General features: G+C 59.0%; 13 protein-coding genes. All 13 read right to left on the bottom strand.

Features of this window, described 5'->3' with window-relative positions; genetic code table 11:
• Positions 1 to 125: 125 nt before the first annotated feature.
• The gene (locus VQ071_RS07325) at positions 126 to 2,843 is read right to left on the bottom strand and encodes an S-layer homology domain-containing protein (RefSeq protein ID WP_340513247.1); all 2,718 of its coding nucleotides are present in this window, start codon (positions 2,841 to 2,843) and stop codon (positions 126 to 128) included.
• A 571-nt stretch (positions 2,844 to 3,414) separates the two neighbouring features.
• Complete coding sequence (locus VQ071_RS07320; RefSeq protein WP_340513246.1) at positions 3,415 to 7,185, bottom strand: S-layer homology domain-containing protein; 3,771 nt, start codon at positions 7,183 to 7,185, stop codon at positions 3,415 to 3,417.
• A 239-nt stretch (positions 7,186 to 7,424) separates the two neighbouring features.
• Complete coding sequence (locus VQ071_RS07315; protein ID WP_340513464.1) at positions 7,425 to 8,555, bottom strand: MraY family glycosyltransferase; 1,131 nt, start codon at positions 8,553 to 8,555, stop codon at positions 7,425 to 7,427.
• 147 nt (positions 8,556 to 8,702) lie between these two features.
• Positions 8,703 to 9,470: a WecB/TagA/CpsF family glycosyltransferase gene (locus VQ071_RS07310; protein WP_340513245.1), complete on the bottom strand. Its 768-nt coding sequence runs from the start codon at positions 9,468 to 9,470 to the stop codon at positions 8,703 to 8,705.
• 2 nt (positions 9,471 to 9,472) lie between these two features.
• Positions 9,473 to 10,642 (bottom strand): polysaccharide pyruvyl transferase CsaB, encoded by a 1,170-nt coding sequence (csaB, locus tag VQ071_RS07305; RefSeq protein ID WP_445293272.1) that lies wholly within the window; start codon positions 10,640 to 10,642, stop codon positions 9,473 to 9,475.
• Positions 10,643 to 10,956: 314 nt separating this feature from the next.
• The gene (locus VQ071_RS07300) at positions 10,957 to 12,993 is read right to left on the bottom strand and encodes a DUF5693 family protein (RefSeq protein ID WP_340513243.1); all 2,037 of its coding nucleotides are present in this window, start codon (positions 12,991 to 12,993) and stop codon (positions 10,957 to 10,959) included.
• 420 nt (positions 12,994 to 13,413) lie between these two features.
• Positions 13,414 to 15,117 (bottom strand): phospho-sugar mutase, encoded by a 1,704-nt coding sequence (locus VQ071_RS07295; protein ID WP_340513242.1) that lies wholly within the window; start codon positions 15,115 to 15,117, stop codon positions 13,414 to 13,416.
• A 100-nt stretch (positions 15,118 to 15,217) separates the two neighbouring features.
• Positions 15,218 to 15,658 carry a 3-hydroxyacyl-ACP dehydratase FabZ gene (fabZ, locus tag VQ071_RS07290; RefSeq protein WP_340513241.1) on the bottom strand — a complete coding sequence of 147 codons (441 nt, stop codon included), beginning with the start codon at positions 15,656 to 15,658 and terminating at the stop codon, positions 15,218 to 15,220.
• Between the two features lie 192 nt (positions 15,659 to 15,850).
• Positions 15,851 to 16,369, bottom strand: coding sequence for a CDP-alcohol phosphatidyltransferase family protein (locus VQ071_RS07285; RefSeq protein WP_340513240.1), 519 nt, complete (start codon positions 16,367 to 16,369; stop codon positions 15,851 to 15,853).
• 242 nt (positions 16,370 to 16,611) lie between these two features.
• On the bottom strand, positions 16,612 to 16,845 hold the full coding sequence (locus VQ071_RS07280) for a DNA-directed RNA polymerase subunit beta (protein ID WP_340513239.1): 234 nt from the start codon (positions 16,843 to 16,845) through the stop codon (positions 16,612 to 16,614).
• A gap of 663 nt (positions 16,846 to 17,508) precedes the next feature.
• Complete coding sequence (locus VQ071_RS07275) at positions 17,509 to 18,351, bottom strand: flagellar hook-basal body protein (protein ID WP_340513238.1); 843 nt, start codon at positions 18,349 to 18,351, stop codon at positions 17,509 to 17,511.
• Between the two features lie 27 nt (positions 18,352 to 18,378).
• Positions 18,379 to 19,245 carry a flagellar hook-basal body protein gene (locus tag VQ071_RS07270; RefSeq protein WP_340513237.1) on the bottom strand — a complete coding sequence of 289 codons (867 nt, stop codon included), beginning with the start codon at positions 19,243 to 19,245 and terminating at the stop codon, positions 18,379 to 18,381.
• A 28-nt stretch (positions 19,246 to 19,273) separates the two neighbouring features.
• Positions 19,274 to 20,272 carry a rod shape-determining protein MreB gene (mreB, locus tag VQ071_RS07265; RefSeq protein ID WP_340513236.1) on the bottom strand — a complete coding sequence of 333 codons (999 nt, stop codon included), beginning with the start codon at positions 20,270 to 20,272 and terminating at the stop codon, positions 19,274 to 19,276.
• Positions 20,273 to 20,357 lie beyond the last annotated feature (85 nt).

Genomic DNA, 20,357 nt, shown 5'->3' with positions numbered 1-20,357 from the left:
TGTGAAGATGTTCTAATATTGACGTTACTTTATATACGACTTCAAACCTCAAAAAGTTGTTCATTATGTAAAATTCCCGCAAAAAAAGAGCAAGCCCGGAGGCTTGCTCTTTTGCATTGCAGGTCTTACTTGGTAACCTCACTGTTAGCAACCGTGTTGCCCTTAAGGTCTTTCACATTCGATCCGTTGAACTTAACCTTGATCGTTTGCGAGCCGTTAAAGACGTTGCTAGCCGCTGCAGTAATTACCAGTGCATCGTTCGCATACGAGAAGCCCAGAGTGCCAGTGTACTTCGTATCATTGATGTACACTTCAACGCCAGTCGTAGCAACGGCAGGAGACAGAGTGTTCAGATCGAGCAACGTTTCGCTGAAGCCTACGCGCAGTACCGTGTCGCTCGTCAGAGTGACGGATTGTGCAATCGGAGCAACGTTTTCGTTCAGGAACGAGAGGCCCTTGAAGTTGTCGTCATTGCCCGTATTCAGCGTATTGCCGTTTACGTCCTTAACGTCAACAACCTTGATCTCACGAGTGCCGCTAGCAGTGATCGTGCCGGCAGGCAGCGTGATCAGAACCGTTTTTTGGTCTTCTTGGAAGAACAGGTTCGTACCGTCCGGCAACGGAGTGCCGTTCAGCAGATAGTGGCTAACACTCAGTGCAGAAGCATCAATGTTGCCGCCGTTGGAGAATACAACCTTGATCTGACCGTTGCCCAGTTGATCATCCTTAGAACCTGCAACCAGTGCGCCGCTCTTGTTGTACGTGCCTTCCTTCGTGATGATCTTAGCAACCAGCACACCGCTACCGGATCCGGAAGAATAGGTCAGCGTAGCAGTTGTCGAATCGATGGTATTCTTGGTCGGCTTAGCGCCATCCTTGAAATCCTTCAGCGTGATCACATACGTGCCTGCATCGGTTTGCGTAAGCGTATAGACGACATACGACTTCTCGGCAGAGGACAGATCGCCGCCGCTGTTGTCAGCGTCGTAACCATATGCAGAGCGCGTAGCGACAAGGCTCTTAACAACCGAGGACGGAGAAGTAAACTTCACGTCCAGGGTATCAGGTGCCTCAGTGATCTCCTTGCTGAACTTCAGGATAACCTTGTTGCCATCGTTCATGATGCTGGAGAACGTCGGCTTCACTTGGTCAACGGAGATCGTTACCGATTGCGTGAAGTCGGAACCCTTGTTGTTTTGCAGATCCTCGTAGCCGCTGATCTTGACGCTCAGCGTAAGGAACTTGTTGCCATTCAGCCAGTTGTACACGTCGTAGCTAGCCGTGTCGCCATCAGGGGTACCAGCTACAGCAGTCTTGCCATCAGCATAAACCGAACCGGCAGTGCTGATCTTTTCGCTGAACTTCACCTTGATCGTGGAGCCCTCAACCGTAACGGAAGAGATCGTCGGAGCAACAGTGTCGCTCGGAACATTCAGCGTCGTCGAGTAGTCGAAACGGAGGTTAGCGAAGTCCATACCGCCTACCAGGTAGAAGCTGTTGTTCGTACCCAGGCTCAGACCGTATACCGTGACGGAGTTGTATTGCGTCTCGCCACCAACCACAGCGGAATCAGCCGTGTAGTATACAGAACCGCTAGTGCCAATCGTAGAGCCGTTGATGGAGATAGTGCCCAGCGACTGGACAGGCTCGCTGAACGTCAGCTTCGCATTCTTGCCGACATACTCAACGGAAGAGATCGTCGGAGCCGTCGTATCGGTCAGGTAAAGAGCTTCCTTGTAGCCGGTAAGAGCCTTGCCGGAAGCAGCCTTCAGACCGTTCTTGACTTCGAACTGAGCATACGTGTTCAGTGCAATCTTATTAGCGCCATAAGTCAGCGTAACCGTCGTCTTGTCGGAGCTCAGCGATACCTTATCGGCAGCTTTGCCCGCGAGCAGGAAGTACGTCTTGGTAGCGTCAATCGTTTCGTAGTTGTGACCGCCAGCCGACGTGCCTTCTTGTACGGCCTTGTTGAACTTGACAGCGACTTGACGTGCGTTCAGAACCGTTACGGAGTCAACCTTGAAGCTGTCGATGGATACCGACACTTCTTGGGACTTCACAACCGTCGTGCCGGCATAAGCGTTAACCTTAACGGTAACTGCGCCAGCAGATTGCTTAGCGGAAGTGAACGAGAACGTCTTGTCAGCGTTGAGGGTAGCGGCAGCTTCAGCAGCCGTGCCGACAACAACCTTCACGCCGTCAACCTTGCCGTCAACTTTGCCCGTTACCGTGATCGTGTCGTCAGGGTTGACAACAGCCTTCACGTCGGACAGCAGTTGAACTTGGCCAGCTTGATATACAGCGTAGGACAGGTCGATCGTTTGTGCACGCGTAGCGTTGGACTTGTAGTTCGAAGGAACAGCCAGACCAGCGTCCGTAGCAGCCTTGATGTACGGGCCAGCCCAGTCGGATGCGCCAGCAACCACTGCGCCGTCAACAGGCGTCAGCTTAGCCATTTGCGCAGCAACCTTGATTACTTGCTCTACGGTAACGTTCAGCTTAGGACCGAACTTGCCGCCGCCAATGCCGTTAACCAGACCAGCGTCGGATACGGATTGAATAGCGGAGAAGTACCAGTCTTTAACTTTTACGTCAGAGAAAGAAGAAGTAGAGCTGATCAGCTTCAGGCCGCCGACAGCCGTAGCGATCGTAGCGAACTCTGCACGAGTCAGGTTGTCGCTCAGACGCGGATTGCCGTCGTTCGTACCCTTAAGAATACCTTGATCGACGAACCACTTATACTTGTCAGCAGTAGTAGGTTCGGTCGTAGCGGCAGATGCCATAGAGGCAAACATGCCGAATACCATAGCGAGTGCTATGAGAAGAGACAAACTTTTCTTCATAACCTTTTTTTCTCCTCCTCGGAAAGGACTCTGTAATGTTTGTGTGGAAGAATTGTAGCTCGATTCTCTCATCGGTGTGTCACCCCCTCTCCGGAGTTGAGCGTTGTCTATAATTGATGTCTGCAGCCATGTCTATTGAAGTAGAAGCATGTCGCAGAAACTCGTAAACAAGCAGAAAATGGCCAGGGTAAAGTATGCCACTTTGACCATTATACATGCGAGCAAACCTAGCGTAAAGAGAATTCTTGGAAAAGCTAGGGTGTCGTGATTCTAAAGACCCGCTCGCCAGCCACATGATGTTAGACGCAGTTCGTCATGAAAAGTTGCGTTTGCATCCACTTTTTTTCCTGAAACTTTTTCTTGATTGTCCCTGACTACTTTTACACGCATTGCAGGACATTCCAATCATACTCGTCCTACTGACGTCATCCTTCTATGTATGACTTGCGACTTCTGTAGTATAGCCTATTGGAAAGCATGGCGTCATTGTCAAAAGTTTTCCTCCATCGCACAATTCTATGAAACGCACATCGGGAGCGTCCGCGCCTGCGGCCGCTCCCGATCGTTCCCCTTACAGCTTCTTCAGCTTCTTCATGACGCGCTCCGCGATGACCGCGGCATCCGCCCGCGTCAGGTTGGAATCCGGCTCGTACCGGTAGGTCGCCTTCTTGTCGGCCGTCGTGTTGGCGATGCCGGCGATGAAGCCGGCCTTGTTGACCGCCAGAATCGAGCTGACCGCATAGGTGTCTGCCTGGGATGCATCCGTGAATACCTTTTGCAGCGCCGCCAGATCCTTGGCCGCGTCGGCATTGCTCTTCACCAGATTGAGCGCCCGCGCGATCATGACGGCCGCCTCTCCCCGCGTCAGATTGTCGTTGGGCATGAACAGACGCGGAGACTTGCCTCTAATGTACCCCTTCTTGACCGCCGTCTCGACATACCGGTAATTCCAGTAAGGCTGGTTCGGATAATCGAACGGCTGGACATCGTCGAAGGTCATGTTTTTCGGATCGTATTGCAGCGGGATACCCATCATCTTGACGAGCATCTGTGCGAATTCGCCCCGGGTGATGTTCTCGTACACGCCGAAGGAGTTCGTATCCTTGTTGTTCATGACGCCGTGGGAGAACATCGACTCCAGCGACAGCCTCGCATATTTGTGGCCGATAATATCGCTGAAGCTGTAACGCAGCCCCATGACGGTGTAGTAACCGAAGCCGTCGAACGGCGCCGTTACCGTTTTGCTCGAAGTGTTGACGACACCGCCGATATTTTCCCAGCCGTTGCTCGTATATCTCCAGATGCTGAGGTTCTGCCCGTAAGCGTTGGAGATGTCGGCGTCGTACTTGATTGTGATCGTACCGCGCTGCGAAGGCTCCAGCCATTTGGACGGATCGTATACGCGGCCGTAGAACATATTGCCTGCCTGGTAAGGCTGCATCGCGTTCACCAGCATGAAGTCGCCCGCAGCCGTCGTCGTGCCGTCGAAGTAGCCTGCGTCGATCCAGTACAGATTGGAGGCATAGCTGAAGTTGGTCTTCGGCCGCAGTCGATCCGTTGCATAGGAATCGGCTGCCACGGTGTTGATCGTGCCGTCCAGCGCATTGCCCGAACCGTCCGTCTCTCCTACCTGATTATACTTCTTGACCGTTCTGCCGTCCGTGCGGTCGGCGATCCCGAAGTAGATCATCTGCGAATTGAAAAGATCGACCGTCTTCACGTCCTGACCGGGACTGGCATTGGCCTGCCGCAGGAACGTATTCTTCGGAAACGATAGCTGAAGCTCGCTCTTGAAAATATTGATCTTGCCCGACGAAGCGATCGAAGCCTTGTACTGCGCCGTGACCGAATCGTCGGCTGCATAGGTGACGTCGAAGGAACCGTTCACCTTTTGCGTGCCCGTGACGACCGTGAACTTCACCGAATTTTTGCCCGCCTTCAGATTCTGCATCTCATAGCGGAAAATATCGCCTTCGCCCTTGGTCATCGCGGTCTTGCCGATCAACACCTGGTCGGCCCCTTCGGCCTTGATGCTGATCTTGAGGAAGTTCGCATTAATAACTGCTTCGTTCGGCAGCTTGGGCGAGAGCACCAGATACGGAGACAGATCCCGAATAACCGTCACTGTCTGCGATACGGTATTCGTCCCCTTGCGCAAAATGATCGTGAAGTTGGTCGAACCGGAAGTCGGCAGCTTGATCTCGGACAGACGAATCTGGAACGCCTTCTCGTTGTTGCCCGGGTCCAGCGTATACTCCATCACCGGCTTCATCGTCGCGTACATATCGACGAAAGGTACGATTGTGTCGGTCGTAATCTCATCTTTTAATGTTACCTTGCCGGCAGCAGCCGTGCCTGACGCGACCTTGTTGCCGTTAATCTGCACCTCGAGCGAGTCGAACTCCATCACCTTGAACAGCAAGTCCAGCGACTTTTCCGTCGTGGTGTATTCGTTGTCGTCCGTCACCGCGAACTTGACTGCGGCATCGGAAAACTTGCGCTGCGGAAGCGTGATGCTGTCGTTGGCAGGCGGCAGCACATAGGGCACCGGGTGAATATTCGTGATGGCCGGCGCTTCCTTGGAGAACAGGTAGATCGTAACGCTCGTCGATACCGGGATCCCGCCCGCAGAGCCCGTAAACGTAAGGGTATTGGCGCCTGCAACCAGCGTAAGCGCGGACGGTACAAGCGAGAATGAGCCGCTGGAGGCCACGACTATAATATCGCCTGCGTTTGGACCTTGCTTTACGGTCTTACCGTTCAGAGTCGCCTGGACGGTCGCGATGTCGACGGCTTTCGTAAAGTTAAGCAGTCGCCCGACGATGCTCGAAGCCTTGAACTCGGTATCCGAGCTGAACGTCTGTCCAGTGTACAGATTGTCGATCTGAATGGCCGGCGCAGGATAATAAGTGACGTTGCGGACAATGGAGTTGGACAGGCCGTCGCTTGTAATCGTGAAGGTCAGCTTCAGATCGCCCGCCGGCAGCGACTGGAGCTTAATGACCGGGTAACCGCCAACAGTTGTACGGAAATCTTTGTTGAATATGGCCTGCGCCGTCACGTCAGCCCCGTTGAGTTCAACCTTCAGATCGGCATTGCCCGTCGTGCCGAAGTTGCTCGCTTCGAGGACGATATACATCGGCAACTGCGAGATCGAAGCACTGTCGGAGAAGTTGGCGATCGATTGATAACCGATTGTGTTATTGTTAGTGTCCTCCGTCACGCTATATGCCTGCTTCACGCCCGTGATGATCGGCGATCCGTTCTTCAGGTAGCTGAACGACACCAGCTCAACAGCCGAACCGTTGGGCCCGATAATCTTGAACGTATAATTTCCGTTGTCTGTGAGGGAAAAATCCCCCCCCGTGATAAAGCTGTAAACGGCGTATTCGTTGGTCGATTCGATATACGTCCCGCTCGCGGTCTTCGAAGTGATCGGTGTGCCCGTGGACACCTCGGCCGTCTTGAACAGCTGGAACGTAAACATAGGAGCCGGGGACGATGCCGTCACGGGATCGGCGGTCGGTAAAATCAATCTGCCGCTCAGTGCCTTGCCAGAGATAGCCGCACTGATCGTCGGCTTGCCGTCAAGCTGCAGCGTGCCCAGCATCACATTGTATGCTGTCAGCGCGCCGTTGTAATAAATCAGCTGGCGTGTCAGCTGATAGGTCTTGCTGCCATTGCTGGCGACGATCGTCAGATTGTTCAAGCCGTGGTTCAGCGCAATGCCCGACAGCACATAACTCGAACCGGAGCCGCCGAACATCTCGGTGCCGTTCACGGTGACCTTGCTTGCGTTGGGCGCCTTGAGAGAGATGGTCGCGGTCGGATTCACCGTCACGATGGACTTGCCTTCGGGCAGCGTCGTTCCGTCGATCAGCTTGACCTCGGAGATGACCGGTACATTGGTGAAGTTCACGTATGCCGTGCCATTGACGATGTTCCCTTGGGTGTTCGTCCCGGACACCGTAATCCGGTTCAGGCCGTCATAGATCTCGACCGCGGTGAAGCGGAAGCTGTTCGAACCCGTAATGACCGGAATATTGGAGCCGATGGAGGATTCCGCTACTTTGTAGGTTGTTTCGGTGCCCGAGCCGGTCTTGACCAGCTTCTCGATCTTGTAGCCAAGGCTCGACTGCGCCACGCTGTTGAACGTACCTGCGATGTCGATAATGTTGCCGTTGACGTCGGTGGGCGAATCGACGATCGTACTGTAGTCGTCGAATTGGAAATAAGCCGAGGCCTCCGCACTCGCGGGAGTCGCCGGCGAGAATGGCAGGAGCGTCGCGATAAGCGCCAATGTCAGCATCCAGGCAGTTAATCGGTTGTTCAGAAGTTTCAAAGGAAAAGTCCTCCTTGCAAATCGTTGTGTATGAAAACGTCGGACAAACGGTATAAAGGAAGCACACCACCCGGCTCGCCTCAGTGGACAGTTATCGTAATGTTGTTATCGGCCGCGCGCACAAAAATGTTTAGGCATTTTGTCCATAATAAGACTCCGTACCCAGTTGAGAATGCAGGGAAATAAAGGAAGGCGCAAAAAAAAGACCCTACCCGAGAGGCAGAGTCGTAAATTCGAGGTTACTTGGAACGCGTGCCTGCAGTCTCCTTCACTCGCATGCGCGCGAGGAAGTTCAGGATCGGCCGGCGCGTCTTGTCCACGATGCCGATCAGCTCGGCGCCGATCTGCAGCAGCACGAGCAGCACGCACATGACGACAAAGGTCAGCCAGTTGCCGACGCCCGAATTGGAGAAGACCGATTGAAGCACGGCGCAGGCGCCGAAAAAGGCGGCGACGCCATAGATGATGAGCACGGTCTTGCGATGGCTGAAGCCGAGCTGCTGCAGGCAGTGATGCAGATGCCCTTTGTCCGGCTCGAAAATCGGCTTGCCCTGCACGCGTCGGCGAATGATTGCAAAAAACGTGTCGGACAGCGGCACGCCGATCAGCAGGAGCGGCGTCACGAAGGAGACGACCGTAATCTGCTTGAACCCGAGCATGGACAGCATCGCCAGCGCGAAGCCGAGGAAGAGCGCACCCGAGTCGCCCATGAATATCTTGGCCGGGTGGAAGTTGAAGAACAGAAAACCGATGATGCCGCCCAGCAGCACGGCGCACAAGATAACGACCGTCCCTTGGCCCATCAAGGCGGACATGACGAGAATCGAGCTGATCGCGATGCCGGATACGCCGGCCGCCAGACCGTCGAGCCCGTCGATCAGATTAATCGCGTTGGTCACGCCGACGATCCAGAAGATCGTGAGCGGGATGCTGATCCAGGCCGTCAGCGCCTGCCCGTCGGCGCCGAATGGAATGTTGACGAAGTCCATTCGGATATCGAATCCGAAGACGACGACGCAGGCTGCGGCGATCTGCACGAGCAGCTTCACCTTGGCGGACAGCTGGAACCTGTCGTCCAGCGCGCCGAGCAGCACGATCAGCGTACCGCCGGTCAGCAGGGCGCCGATGAGTCGTTTATCGTGAGAGCTGAACCAATGATCGGGAATAAGGGGGAGCAGCAGAAGAATGATAGCCGTAAACGAAGCGTAGAATGACAGTCCTCCGAGCCGGGGCATGATACGCGTATGCACTTTGCGATGATTCGGCTTGTCGACCGCGCCGATGAGAAAAGCGAACTTCTTGACGAGCGGCGTAAGCACGAGCGCGAGCACGAGCGATAGCACGAATCCGGTGATCCCGATTCCAATCATCCAGCCTGTCGGCATTTTGACATCTCCTTTAGCTTATGTACCGGAATGAATTATACGCCCCGGCACGGGAATGAACAAGCCAACAATTCTGCCGAATTCCGTCATATTCGGCCGTTTTGCTGCAAGGCAGCCGGTTTTCATGAGTTTTCATTTTGTTTGCAAAAGGTTATCTCCGTCTCTTGCGACCTTAAGCGCGAACTTGGGAAGTACCATCATTCGCCTGATGCGCGTCGGCTCGCGCAGCAGCCGGTAGAACCACTCCAGCCGCAGACGGATGAATATCGCGGGCGCCCGCCTGGTCTTGCCCGCCAGCACGTCGAAGCTGCCGCCGACGCCCATCATGACGGGTACGCCGAGCGCGGCCTGATGCTTGGCGAGCCACGGCTCCTGATTGTCCATCGACCTGGCGACGAACAGCAGGTCCGGCTTCGCTTCGCGGATGGCCGCCACGACGGCATCGTCGTCTCTGTCGGTAAAATACCCGTTGCGGATGCCTGCGAATCGAATGCCGGGGTAGAGGCCGGCCAGCCTGGCATGCGCCGCATCCACGACTTCTTGCGAGGCGCCGAGCAGATAGACGCTCCAACGCCTGAGTTCGCCCTCGCGCATCAGCTCATGCAGCAGATCGTACCCCGCTACGCGCTCGGCGACCGGCTGCCCCGCCCGGCGGGCCGCCCAGACGACGCCCGTGCCATCGGGCACGACGAGCTCGGCGGTCGCGAGCGCCTGGCGGAAGACCGGATTCTGAAGCGACTTCATGACCATCTCCGGATTGCCGGTGACGACACGGTGAGTGCGCCTCGACTCCACCGCGCGAACGAGATACGCGACCGTTTCGGCCATATTCATTTTGGAAAAAGGAATGCCGTAGATCGGCACGGTCGGAAAGCTGCGGGAATCCGCGGTCTGAGACATATTCATCTCCCTCTGAGCGTCAGGCAGGATTCGACGATACGCTGCGCGGGTATCGCGGCTTCTGCCTTCAATCGGCGGATGGCGCTGTAGTGATCGATGCGCCATTGCCCCGGATCATCTATTAATTGGACGGCCCTGGCCGCAAATAGTTGCACGTCGAGCGCATCTGTCGTGCCGATCGCCCGATCCCCGAGCCGCTGCAGGAACTGGTCGATCTTGGGGTCGTAGGACAGACCGAGCAACGGCACCTCGCGATTCGCGGCGTAGATCAGCGAATGAAGCCGCATGCCGACCAGCAGATCGCAGCGGTCGACCTCGCGCAGCATCTCCTGCGGCGCCTCGTGCGCGGGCGCGATCCCGGCCGTGCGGGCGGCTGCGCCCAGCCGCTCGATCACGTAGCGCGAGGCGTCCTCGTCCCCGCCCGCGTGAAAGGGCAGGAACCGCAGCCGCACGTCGCGCTGCTGCGCAAGTGCCGCCAGCGCGGCGGCCGTCCGGTCGAGGTCCGCCCGGTCGCCGCGCCAGAACCGCACGGACACGCCGACCAGCGGCGGCCTGTCCTCGCTCTCGCGCCCCGCGCCCGCCTCGGCGTCGCGCGGCGCATCCGCCTCCGCGCTGCCGCCAGCGGCCGGCGGCAGCGGCAGCCCCATGACCGGGTCGGGCACGACCGCGACCCGGTCCTCCGGCACGCCGAACCCGGCCAGCAACGCGGCCGATTCGGCGTCCCGCACGGACACATAGGCGGCCCGCCGCATCGCCCGCGCGATGAACGGTCCGAACATGCGGCGCTTCACCGGGCCGATGCCCTGCGCATAAATATACGTCGGCTTGCGCGCCCAGCGCGCCATCTCCAGGATGCCCAAGTAATACGGAATCGACCCGAGGCCGGTCGCATCCTGGAGCAGGCTGCCGCCGCCGCTGATGACGCCGTCGCTGGCGGCGATCGCCTCGCGCACCTCGCGCAGCTTCATGCGCGGCACCGACCAGACGCCATACTGCCGGGCGGTCCAGGCCGGATCTCCGGACAGCACGATCGGCTCGACATATACGCCCTGCTCCTCGCCGGCCTGATCGAGCGCGTTCAGAATGCTCTGCAGCACCGCCTCGTCGCCGCTATTGCGGAATCCGTAGTAGCCGGACAGCACCAGCCTCAGCTTGCGGTCCGTTTTTGCCATCCCCATTATGCCATGCACCGCCTAAGTTTGCCTTAAATTAAGATGAACGCGCGAATCCGGGCTGCCTAAGCCTGTATGCCGTGGCGAGCTCGCCGCGGACGACCGGATCATCAACCCTGGGACGCCGGAGGCTGCGCCTGCCTTGTCCGGAAGGCGTCTCCGCCATCCAGCGCTCCCGTCCGCGCTCCGCGAACCTTCCCGCCGCTCCGCTTGCGCACCGAATTCGCTCGCTCATTATTACCCTGTCGGACGATTGCCGATATCCTTTTCACACAGCGCATGGATGCCGGCGTCGTCCGCAAGCCTGCCGGCGCTTATCTGACGGCCATCCGCCGTCTCCATTCCATCCAGATCCGCTCCAGCACCTGCCAGACGGCGATGAGCACGAGACCGATCAGGAAGCCGATGGCCAGGCCCAGCAGATCCCGTGTCGCCGACAGCACGGCCGGCGTGTGGATATGCGCGAACGTATCGACCATCGACAGCTGTCCGATCGTGGCGGCGACGATGAGCACGAGCGGCCACTTCGGATAGCGCAGCGACAGGAACAGACCGAGCAGCATGATCGGATGCCCGAATGCGAACTCCTTGAACCTCGGGCGCACATGGAAGGTCGACTCCAGGAACGGCCGAATCTTCATCTCAAGCGCCGATGCCGAGCCGCCGTTGCCCGTTCGAGTCAGATAATAGTAGCCTGCGGCGAGCACGAGCACGCCTGCGACGACCCAGTACACCTTGATCGGCAGCTCCAGCATCCGCCGGATATTGCTCCAGAAGCCGTTCGATGACCCGTAAAGGAATACATACAGCGCGACGAGCGCGATCGGCGCGAGATGAAGCAGGCTGACACCGCGGAATTGCTGCAGCACGAGCTCGTAGGTGATATGGTTCAGCAGCGCCACAACCAGCGGGATCGCGATGACGGACAGGATCGCCGTCCGAATGTACAGCATCAGGGCGGAGCCCAGGCGCCGGCCGGCCGACAGGCGGAAGTTCTCCGGTCTGCTCCGTCTCGCGCGGAGCAGGCGGACCAAGGTGACGACCGACACCGTCGGAGCGGCGATCGCCGCGAACAGCGCGAGCGCCTGCGTGAGCAGCGACGAATCGGTGACGAGCACGGCCGCGCCGCCGAGCGCTCCGAGCACCGTGACCGGCAGCAGCAGCGGCGGCAGGAACAGACCGATCATGAGCGCCACGATCGCGACGGCGCCCGCGACGGCAAGTCCGCGCCACAGCTGCTCCGCCGGCGCATGATGCACCTTGAAGGCATGCGCTTCGCCGGTTGTGAAGCCGAACTGGCGCATCCCTTCGATCGCACCGTCACTGCCGGACAACGCAGGGACGATCGTCTTGTCGAACGGATGCACGATCTGCTGCTTGTCGTTGCGCGCAGGCGTCGCATTCAGATAGATCATGCGGATATTGCGGTCCTTGACCGCGAGGACGAGCCGGTCCTTCAGCGTCGTCGGGCTGATGGTGATCATCTCGCTCTCCGATACTGAATGCAGGCGCACGGCGTCATAGTTCAGCTTCTGGGCGAGCCCGCCCATTCCCTTCTGCGGCGCCTTCAGGTTCTCGATGACGGCGATGCCGAAGCCGCCCGCCTTGAGCTGCTTCGCAAAGTCATCCAGGCTGCCCTCCGTCAGCCGATCCGTATACCCGGTGACGGCGTCGCCGTCGAATATGATCCGCGTCGCGCCGACCGCCTTGAATTTGGCCAGCCAATCGGCGATGCGCGCGGCGTCGTAGGGAACAATGCGATCCGAGATCCGCGGCACGACGATGAATCCCGCGTCGTGGATTCTCTGCATGGCGAGCGGATTCGGCTCCATCTGACTCGCTCTGGCGTCATCCGGCGTCGTGCCGAGCACGAATCCTTCGCGGCCCTGAAACGACCACGTTGCGACGCTGACGCCCTTATGCTCGAACGTCTCCCGTACCATCGGCATGAGCACCGGCGCGCTGTCTTTTTTGTTGAACAGCACATAAGTCCGGCTGTCGCCCGGCTCCCTGAGCCGCCCTTCGAGCTGCGCGGCCTGCGGCGCCGAATATACGGTGACATCGTCCGTGAGACTCAGCTCGTCGAGATTGCTCTCGAATAAGGCCATCGCGTTCACGCCGGCCGCCTTCAGCTTTTCCAGCTGCTCCGTCACGAACTTCTCTGAATCGTACTGCGTGGATGCAACCTGCAGAAGATCTTTGTAATCCATGATGATTTCCACTTTGTCCGCCGAGTTCTCCGTCTGCACACGCGCATAAGCGACAGGCAGCGCGCCCAGCACGCCGATCAATACGACCCACCAGAGCCACTTCGCCAATCTCCGATTCCCTTGTTCCAGCCATACAGGCACGCTTGTTCCACTCCCTTTTATCCTCATCGAGCGGCGGCGGGGCGCGCTTGGCGCCCTCCTCCCGCTTCGACCCATCCTCTTGCCCCGATCGCTTCATTTAATGTAAACGGTTCGGCAATCGCATTCGCAGCACCCGCTCGGAACCGGTTGATTTCCATAATTTAAAGGTAGTATTGCGTAGTATTGCAGTTATTCCGTCAATGAATGCGGAGGTTTCGGCACAAGTCCTCATTTCCCGCGCAATAACGCGACAGAATGCGACAACACGCGGACATGCGTATCCGTCCACCGGCTCGATTCGCCCTCCGGCGCAAGACTGCCCGCAGCCATGCCTTCCATGACGGCTGCGGGCAGCAACAGGACGGGCGCCGCAGGGCGCCCTGTCCCGCCGAGTCATCCCGGCGGAACATCAACAATTAATCAACTCAGCGAATCCACACGCGCCATCACGGCGCCGACGAGGGCGTCCAGCACGGCGTTCGCACCGGGCAGATCGTCGCCGCGTACGGCGAAGTATACCTTGATCTTGGGTTCCGTGCCCGACGGGCGGAGGCAGAACCAGGAGCCGTCTGCGCGCAGGAACTTCAATACGTTCTCCTTGGGCAGACCGTCCAGGCCAAGCTCATAGTCGAGCACTTGCTCCACCTTGATGCCGCCCGCCTCGGCAGGCGGATTCGTGCGCCAGTCCGCCATGATCGCGGCGATCTGCGCGACGCCGTCCTTGCCCTTGAGCGTGCGGGACTCGAGCTTCTCCAGGTACGTGCCGTACTGGGCATACAGCTCCAGCAGCACGTCGTACAGCGTCTTGCCCTGCGTCTTGTAGTAGGCGGCCGCTTCGCAGATGAGCAGCGAGGCAACGACGGCGTCCTTGTCCCGCGCGTAGGTACCGGCCAGATAGCCGTAGCTCTCCTCGTAGCCGAACAGGAATGTGTGCGCGCCCGTCGATTCGAACTCGGTCATCTTCTCGCCGATATACTTGAAGCCGGTCAGCGTGTTGATGACTTCGCAGCCGTAGGAACGGGCGATATCGGCGCCCATCTCGCTCGTGACGATCGTCTTGATGACGGCGCCGTCCGCCGGCAGCCGCCCTCTCTCCTTCAGACTGGAGAGCAGATAGTGAACCATCAGTGCGCCGGATTGATTGCCGGACAGCACAACATACTCGCCCTTGTCGTTCTTGACGACAGCGCCCATCCGGTCGCAGTCGGGGTCCGTGCCGATAATGATGTCGGCGCCGACCTCGTCGGCGAGCTTGATCGCGAGCGTGAACGCTTCATGCTCCTCGGGGTTCGGAGACTTCACGGTCGAGAACATGCCGTTGGGCTGCTCTTGCTCGGGCACGACGTGGACATTGGCGAAGCCCGCGGCGGCCAGCACCCAGCGTACCGGCATGTTGCCCGCGCCGTGCAGCGGCGTGAAGACGACGGAGAGCGCAGAGCCCGCGCCGCTCTTGAGCACCTCGGGATGCACGGACTGTGCGGCTACCGTATGTACGAAGCGATTGTCCTCATCTTCACCGAGCCAGACGATCATGCCCTGCGCCTCTGCCTCGGCCTGGCTGATTCGCTTGACGTCCTCGAACGCATCGACCTCGCGAATCTCCGCGATCACCTGCTCCGCCTGATGCGGCACCAGCTGGCAGCCGTCCGCGCCGTATACCTTGTAGCCGTTGTACTCGGGCGGATTGTGGCTGGCCGTCACGACGACGCCGCCTGCGGCCTTCAAGTCGCGTACGGCGAAGGACAGCTGCGGAGTCGGGCGCAGCGAACGGAACAAGTATGCTTTGATGCCGTTGGCGGCCAGCACCCGCGCCGTCTCCAGCGAGAAAATATCGGAATTATTGCGGGAATCGTGGGCGATGACGACCGATGGCGATTCGAAGCTGCGCAGCAGGTAGTTCGCGAAGCCCTGGGTCGCCCGGCCGATCATATACCGGTTCATCCGGTTCGTACCCGCCCCCATCACGCCGCGCAGGCCGCCGGTGCCGAATTCAAGCTCGCGGTAAAAGCGGTCCTCGATCTCGGCGGGCTTGTCCGCGATTGCGCGGAGCTCTTCCTTGGTCGCCTCGTCTACCTTCTCATGTTTAAGCCAGGATTCATAAACGTCTTTTGCAGCATGGATCATCAAGTTCTCATCCTTCCGTCTGTGGTCTCTTTATCTATACCCAGGCGCCGCGCTCCTCGTCACACCGGAGACGGCGGCGCGCCCAAGGCCGATCTTCACTTCATCTCTCCTTCGACGGATCCGTCAGCGCGAACATGAGCACGCCTTCAGCCACAACTTTGCCGTCCACCTTCGCGGAGGCTTGTCCTTTGCCCACAGGTCCCTTCAGACGGATAATCTCCACCTCCAGGGTGAGCGTGTCGCCCGGCGTCACCTGACCGCGCCAGCGGAACTCGTCCACGCCCGCGAACAGGCCGATCTTGCCCTTGTTCTCCTCAAGCCCCAGAATCGCCGTCGCCCCGACCTGTGCGAGCGCCTCCAAGATGAGCACGCCAGGCATAACCGGGAAGCCCGGGAAGTGGCCTGCAAAATAAGGCTCGTTCATCGTCACGTTTTTGAGGCCGACCGCCCGCTTGCCCGGCTCCAGCTCGAGAATGCGGTCGATCAGCAGAAATGGCTGCCTATGCGGAATGATCTCCTGAATCTGGTTAATATCGAGCATCGTGTATGTATTCTCCCTTCAAATTGTAAGCGGCCGGAATAAGCTTGCGGCCTGACGTTCATACTATGTATAACTCCTTCGACGCGCTGCAGCCGCGAGGGTTGAACATAAGAGGACTTGCCTCCCGTGCCAACCGCTCCATGCGCGGCCTTGCGGCAAGTCCTTTTTGTCTTGGGTTAACGTCGGCGCCGCTCACAATGCCTTCGTCTCGCCGTTCAGCCTCCTGAAGGAAGCGATGTAAACGAAGGAAGTGAGGAACGACAGCGCCACGGCGCCCCACAGGACAAACACGCCGCCCGGCTGATCCAGCATGAGCAGGACGATCGCCAGATAATAGATGACCGTGGTGAGCTTGCCGTAGGAGTTCGCAGGCACCGTCAGCTTGCCTCTGAAGTGAAAAAACGCCCCCGTCGCAATCATCCCGATCTCCCTGAACGCCATCACGCCTGCAGCCGCCCATGGTATCCGCCCGTCCGCCACCAGCGCGCCCACAACAGCCAGCATCATGAGCTTGTCCGCCAGCGGGTCGAGCATGATGCCGATCTGCGTCACGAGCCCGCTCCGCCTTGCAATGTAACCGTCCAGCATATCCGTGATCCCCGCCGCGAACACCACGAGCAGCGCCCAGACGGGATGTCCATCCAAATACAGCGCCAAGAAGACGGGGATGAGGAGAAAGCGGGATATCGTCAACAGATTCGGCACATTCACCGCCGGAGCCTCCCATCCGCCAATAGGCAACACGTGCGTACGAGCTGCCTTGATTCAGCCTTTATTATACCGCCAGTCCCGCTTCGGGTAAAATACCGCATGGGTACCATAGGCCAATGATACCATATGTATCAAAAGAAAACATAAAAAAACTCCCCTATGCCATGTAACCGGGGAGCCTCATTGCCGTCTATCCACTCTCTGTTGTATCTCTTGGGTGTCTATCCATCCTCGAATGGCGACTAGCGGCTGCCCTCGAAAATGAGATCGTACATGTGCTTCCAGGTGTTCCAGTCGAACACATCCGACCATTCCTGCTTGCCCAGCACCGTATATCCGATCCCAAGGCCTGCGATGAGCGCCGCAATGCACAGCACCGGAATAAACAGAATCTTGATGCTCGTCCATAAGATCAGCATCAAGAGCCGTCCCGCGGATCGCTGCTTCTTGTCCGTCGGACGCTTCGTCGCTGACACGGTAGATCCTCCTTCAAAAAAAGAAGCCCGAATAAAAGCGTGCATTCGAGTCAACTTATTCTAAGCCTTGTGCCGGAATTGCGCAAGCGAACACCGCCATCAAGCGCGCAGGTTCGCCGCATGACGGCGCTCTCAGACGACGTAACGGAACCTTTTGCCGCTACCTCGTCCGAACCGCCGTCAGCTCAGCCACATAACGGAACTTTTTGCCGCTATCCCGTCCGCACCGCCGCCACCTCAGCTACATAACGGAACTTTTTGCCGCTATCCCGCCCGCACCGCCGTCAGCTCAGCTACATAACGGAACTTTTTTCCGCTATCCCGCCCGAACCGCCGTCAGCTCAGCCACATAACGGAACTTTTTGCCGCTATCCCGCCCAAACCGCCGCCACCTCAGCCACATAACGGAACTTTTTGCCGCTATCCCGCCCAAACCGCCGTCAGCTCAGCCACATAACGGAACTTTTTTCCGCTATCCCGTCCAAACCGCCGTCAGCTCAGCCACATAACGGAACTTTTTGCCGCTATCCCGCCCAAACTGCCGCCACCTCAGCCACATAACGGAACTTTTTGCCGCTATCCCGTCCGCACCGCCGTCAGCTCAGCCACATAACGGAACTATTTGCCGCTATCCCGCCCGAACCGCCGTCAGCTCAGCCACAATCAAGCGCGCAGGTTCGCCGCCATCTGCGACATCTGGTCGCCGGAGCTCAGCGCCCGCGCGCTCAGTTGGTAGGCCCGCTGCACATTGACCAGGTCGGCCATCTCGTCGCCGAGGCTGACGTTCGACTCCTCCAGGAAGCCCTGGCGGATCGCCACGCCGCCCGGCTGGTCCGGACTGGCGGCGACGTTCGCCACGACGTCCTGGACGTTCACGTCCGAGGGCACGCCGTACAGATTGTCGGCGACGGCCTGCAGCAGCTCGGGCTTGTTCACCTGCACGAGACGCAGCGTGCCGAGCGCCACCGATTCGTTGCCATCGGGCGAACGGGCCGTGAGGCTCCCGTCGGCGCCGACGACCAACTCATAATTGCCGGGTACGCGGACAAACGTATCCGCACCGCCCGACGATGCGACGACCGGGTAGCCCTCAGCCGTCGTCAGCATGCGATCGCCGTCCCCTGTCGGGGACAGCTGGAATGCGCCCTGGCGCGTAAAGGCGCGGGGGCTGTCCAGCGTGCCGCCCGAGCGCACCTCGAACAGCGCGTTGCCCGCGATCGCGAGATCCGTGTCGCTGTCCGTCTGCTGCATGGCGCCCTGGGTCATATCGATCTGCTGCCCGACGACGCGGGCGCCCCAGCCCTGCGTGAAGCCGAGCGGCGTACGACGGCCCGGCAGTTCGAAGGTCTTGTCATGCGGCTGCAGATTCGTCAGGATATCCTCGAATACCGTGCTCTTGCGCTTGTAGCCCTTCGTGTTCACGTTCGCGATATTGTCGGCCAGCACGTCCAGCTTCTGCTGGAGCGCGCCCAGGGATGCGGCTGCGCTGACGATGGAGTTGTTCATGCTCTAATCCCCTCGCTTCTATTATAATTAGATGCGGCCGACATCGTTGACGGCCCGGTCCAGGCTGCGGTCGTAGTATTGGACCATCTTCTGGTTCGCCTCGTAGGCACGCAGCGCGCTCATCATGTCGACCATCGATTGCGAAGCGTCCACGTTGGAGCGCTCCAGGTAGCCCTGCTTGATCTCGACGCGCTCGCCGGGCTGCACCTGGCGCAGCCCGTTCGCATCGCCCGCGTAGCGGTATTTGCCGTCGCCCTCCCGCACGAGCTGGTTCGGATCGCTCACCTCGGTGAGCAGGAAGGCAGGGTTGCCGGCCAGCGGCTGCTGCGTCTCCTTGTTGATCAAGCGGCCGTCGGCGGTCACCTGAACATGATCCCAGGAGCCCTCCACCCGGATGGGCTGTCCGTTCGTGCCGAGCACACGCATGCCGTCCGAGGTAACGACCATGCCGTCCGCCGTCGCGCGGAAGCCGCCGTCGCGCGTGTATCGGCGCTCGCCGTTCGCATTCTGGACGGTGAACAGCGCCTGCGGCTGATAGCTGACATTGCCGTTGGCGTCCACGTACTTGCCCGAGCCGTCGAAGGCTTGTCCGTTCACGAGAATGTCCGATACGAGCGCGAGATCCTGGCTCCGTCCCGTCTCGTTGAGATCGCCTTGGCCCAGGTTGATCAAGCTCTCCTCGGCGAACACGCCGGTGTTGAGCTTGCCGATCGTTCCCTTCGTATCGTCCGGGCTCCCCATGAGCGAGATCAGCATCTCGGGGAATGCGCGGTTCACGGAATTAACGCCCTTGTATCCGGGCGTGTTCAAGTTGGCAACGTTGTTCGTCACCGTATCGTGTCTCCGCTGCTCGGCGATCATCCCGGCAGCCGCAGTGTATAGGCCTCTAATCATGCTGTGTGCGTCCTCCCGTTGTCAGAAGTCACTTGCGGCGCCGCGCCATCTTGTCCAGTTGATCGAGCATGATGCCCGTCCCCTTGACGACGCAGTGCATCGGGTCTTCGGCGATAAGCACGGGTACCTTGAGCTCGTCCGCCAGCAGCGCGTCGAGTCCGTCCAGCAGCGCGCCTCCGCCCGTCAGGATGACGCCGCGATCGATGATGTCCGCGGACAGCTCAGGCGGCGTACGCTCCAGCACGGCCTTGGCCGCGACGACGATCGACGACACGGGCTCCCACAGCGCCTCGCGCACCTCGTCTGCGTGAATCGTCACCGTGAGCGGCAGGCCGGATACCATATCCCGTCCGCGGATGTCCATCTCCTCCTGGCGTCCGCCCGTGTATACGGTGCCGATCTTGATCTTGATGTCCTCGCTCGTCCGCTCGCCGATCAGCAGCTTGTATTTATTTTTGATATATCTCATGATGGCGCTATCGAACTTGTCCCCCGCGACCTTGAGCGAGGAGGCCGTCACGATGTCGCCCATTGACAGCACGGCCACGTCCGTCGTCCCGCCGCCGATATCGACGACCATATTGCCGCTGGGCTGGAAGATGTCCATGCCGGCGCCGATCGCGGCGGCCTTGGGCTCTTCTTCGAGGAATACTTCCTTCGCCCCGCTGCGCTCCGCCGCTTCCCGGATCGCCTTTTGCTCGACCGAGGTGATGTTGGTAGGCGCGCAGATCAGAATGCGCGGACGGCCGTACCAATTGCGGCCCCCGACCCGCTGAATGAACGCCTTCAGCATCATGTCCGTTACTTCGAAGTCGGCGATGACACCGTCCTTCAGCGGGCGGATCGCTACGATATTGCCGGGGGTGCGTCCGACCATGCGGCGCGCATCTTCCCCGACAGCCAGCACCCTGCGGGTGTCGTTCTCAATCGCGACAACGGAAGGTTCATCGAGCACGACGCCCTTGCCTTTGATATGGATAGAGACGTTCGCCGTGCCCAAGTCAATTCCGATGTCTTTGCTAAACATATGAAAAGCAAGCCTCCAGCAGATAGATATTCCTTTTAGTATTCGCCATTTTTTTTTAAAATCCTCTAACTTCTCTCATGATTCT

The sequence above is a fragment of the Cohnella sp. 56 genome (assembly GCF_037963805.1).
In the GTDB taxonomy this organism is placed as follows: domain Bacteria; phylum Bacillota; class Bacilli; order Paenibacillales; family Paenibacillaceae; genus Cohnella.
Note: the sequence above shows the minus strand (reverse complement) of the source record. Positions and strands in the feature narration are given on the sequence as shown.

What these genes read in the sequence shown, in the direction of transcription:
- VQ071_RS07325 (WP_340513247.1), bottom strand. Translation starts at nt 2,843, where the DNA reads ATGAAGAAAAGTTTGTCTCTTCTCATAGCACTCGCTATGGTATTCGGC.
- VQ071_RS07315 (WP_340513464.1), bottom strand. Translation starts at nt 8,555, where the DNA reads ATGATTGGAATCGGGATCACCGGATTCGTGCTATCGCTCGTGCTCGCG.
- VQ071_RS07310 (WP_340513245.1), bottom strand. Translation starts at nt 9,470, where the DNA reads ATGTCTCAGACCGCGGATTCCCGCAGCTTTCCGACCGTGCCGATCTAC.
- csaB (WP_445293272.1), bottom strand. Translation starts at nt 10,642, where the DNA reads ATGGCAAAAACGGACCGCAAGCTGAGGCTGGTGCTGTCCGGCTACTAC.
- VQ071_RS07295 (WP_340513242.1), bottom strand. Translation starts at nt 15,117, where the DNA reads ATGATCCATGCTGCAAAAGACGTTTATGAATCCTGGCTTAAACATGAG.
- fabZ (WP_340513241.1), bottom strand. Translation starts at nt 15,658, where the DNA reads ATGCTCGATATTAACCAGATTCAGGAGATCATTCCGCATAGGCAGCCA.
- VQ071_RS07275 (WP_340513238.1), bottom strand. Translation starts at nt 18,351, where the DNA reads ATGAACAACTCCATCGTCAGCGCAGCCGCATCCCTGGGCGCGCTCCAG.
- VQ071_RS07270 (WP_340513237.1), bottom strand. Translation starts at nt 19,245, where the DNA reads ATGATTAGAGGCCTATACACTGCGGCTGCCGGGATGATCGCCGAGCAG.
- mreB (WP_340513236.1), bottom strand. Translation starts at nt 20,272, where the DNA reads ATGTTTAGCAAAGACATCGGAATTGACTTGGGCACGGCGAACGTCTCT.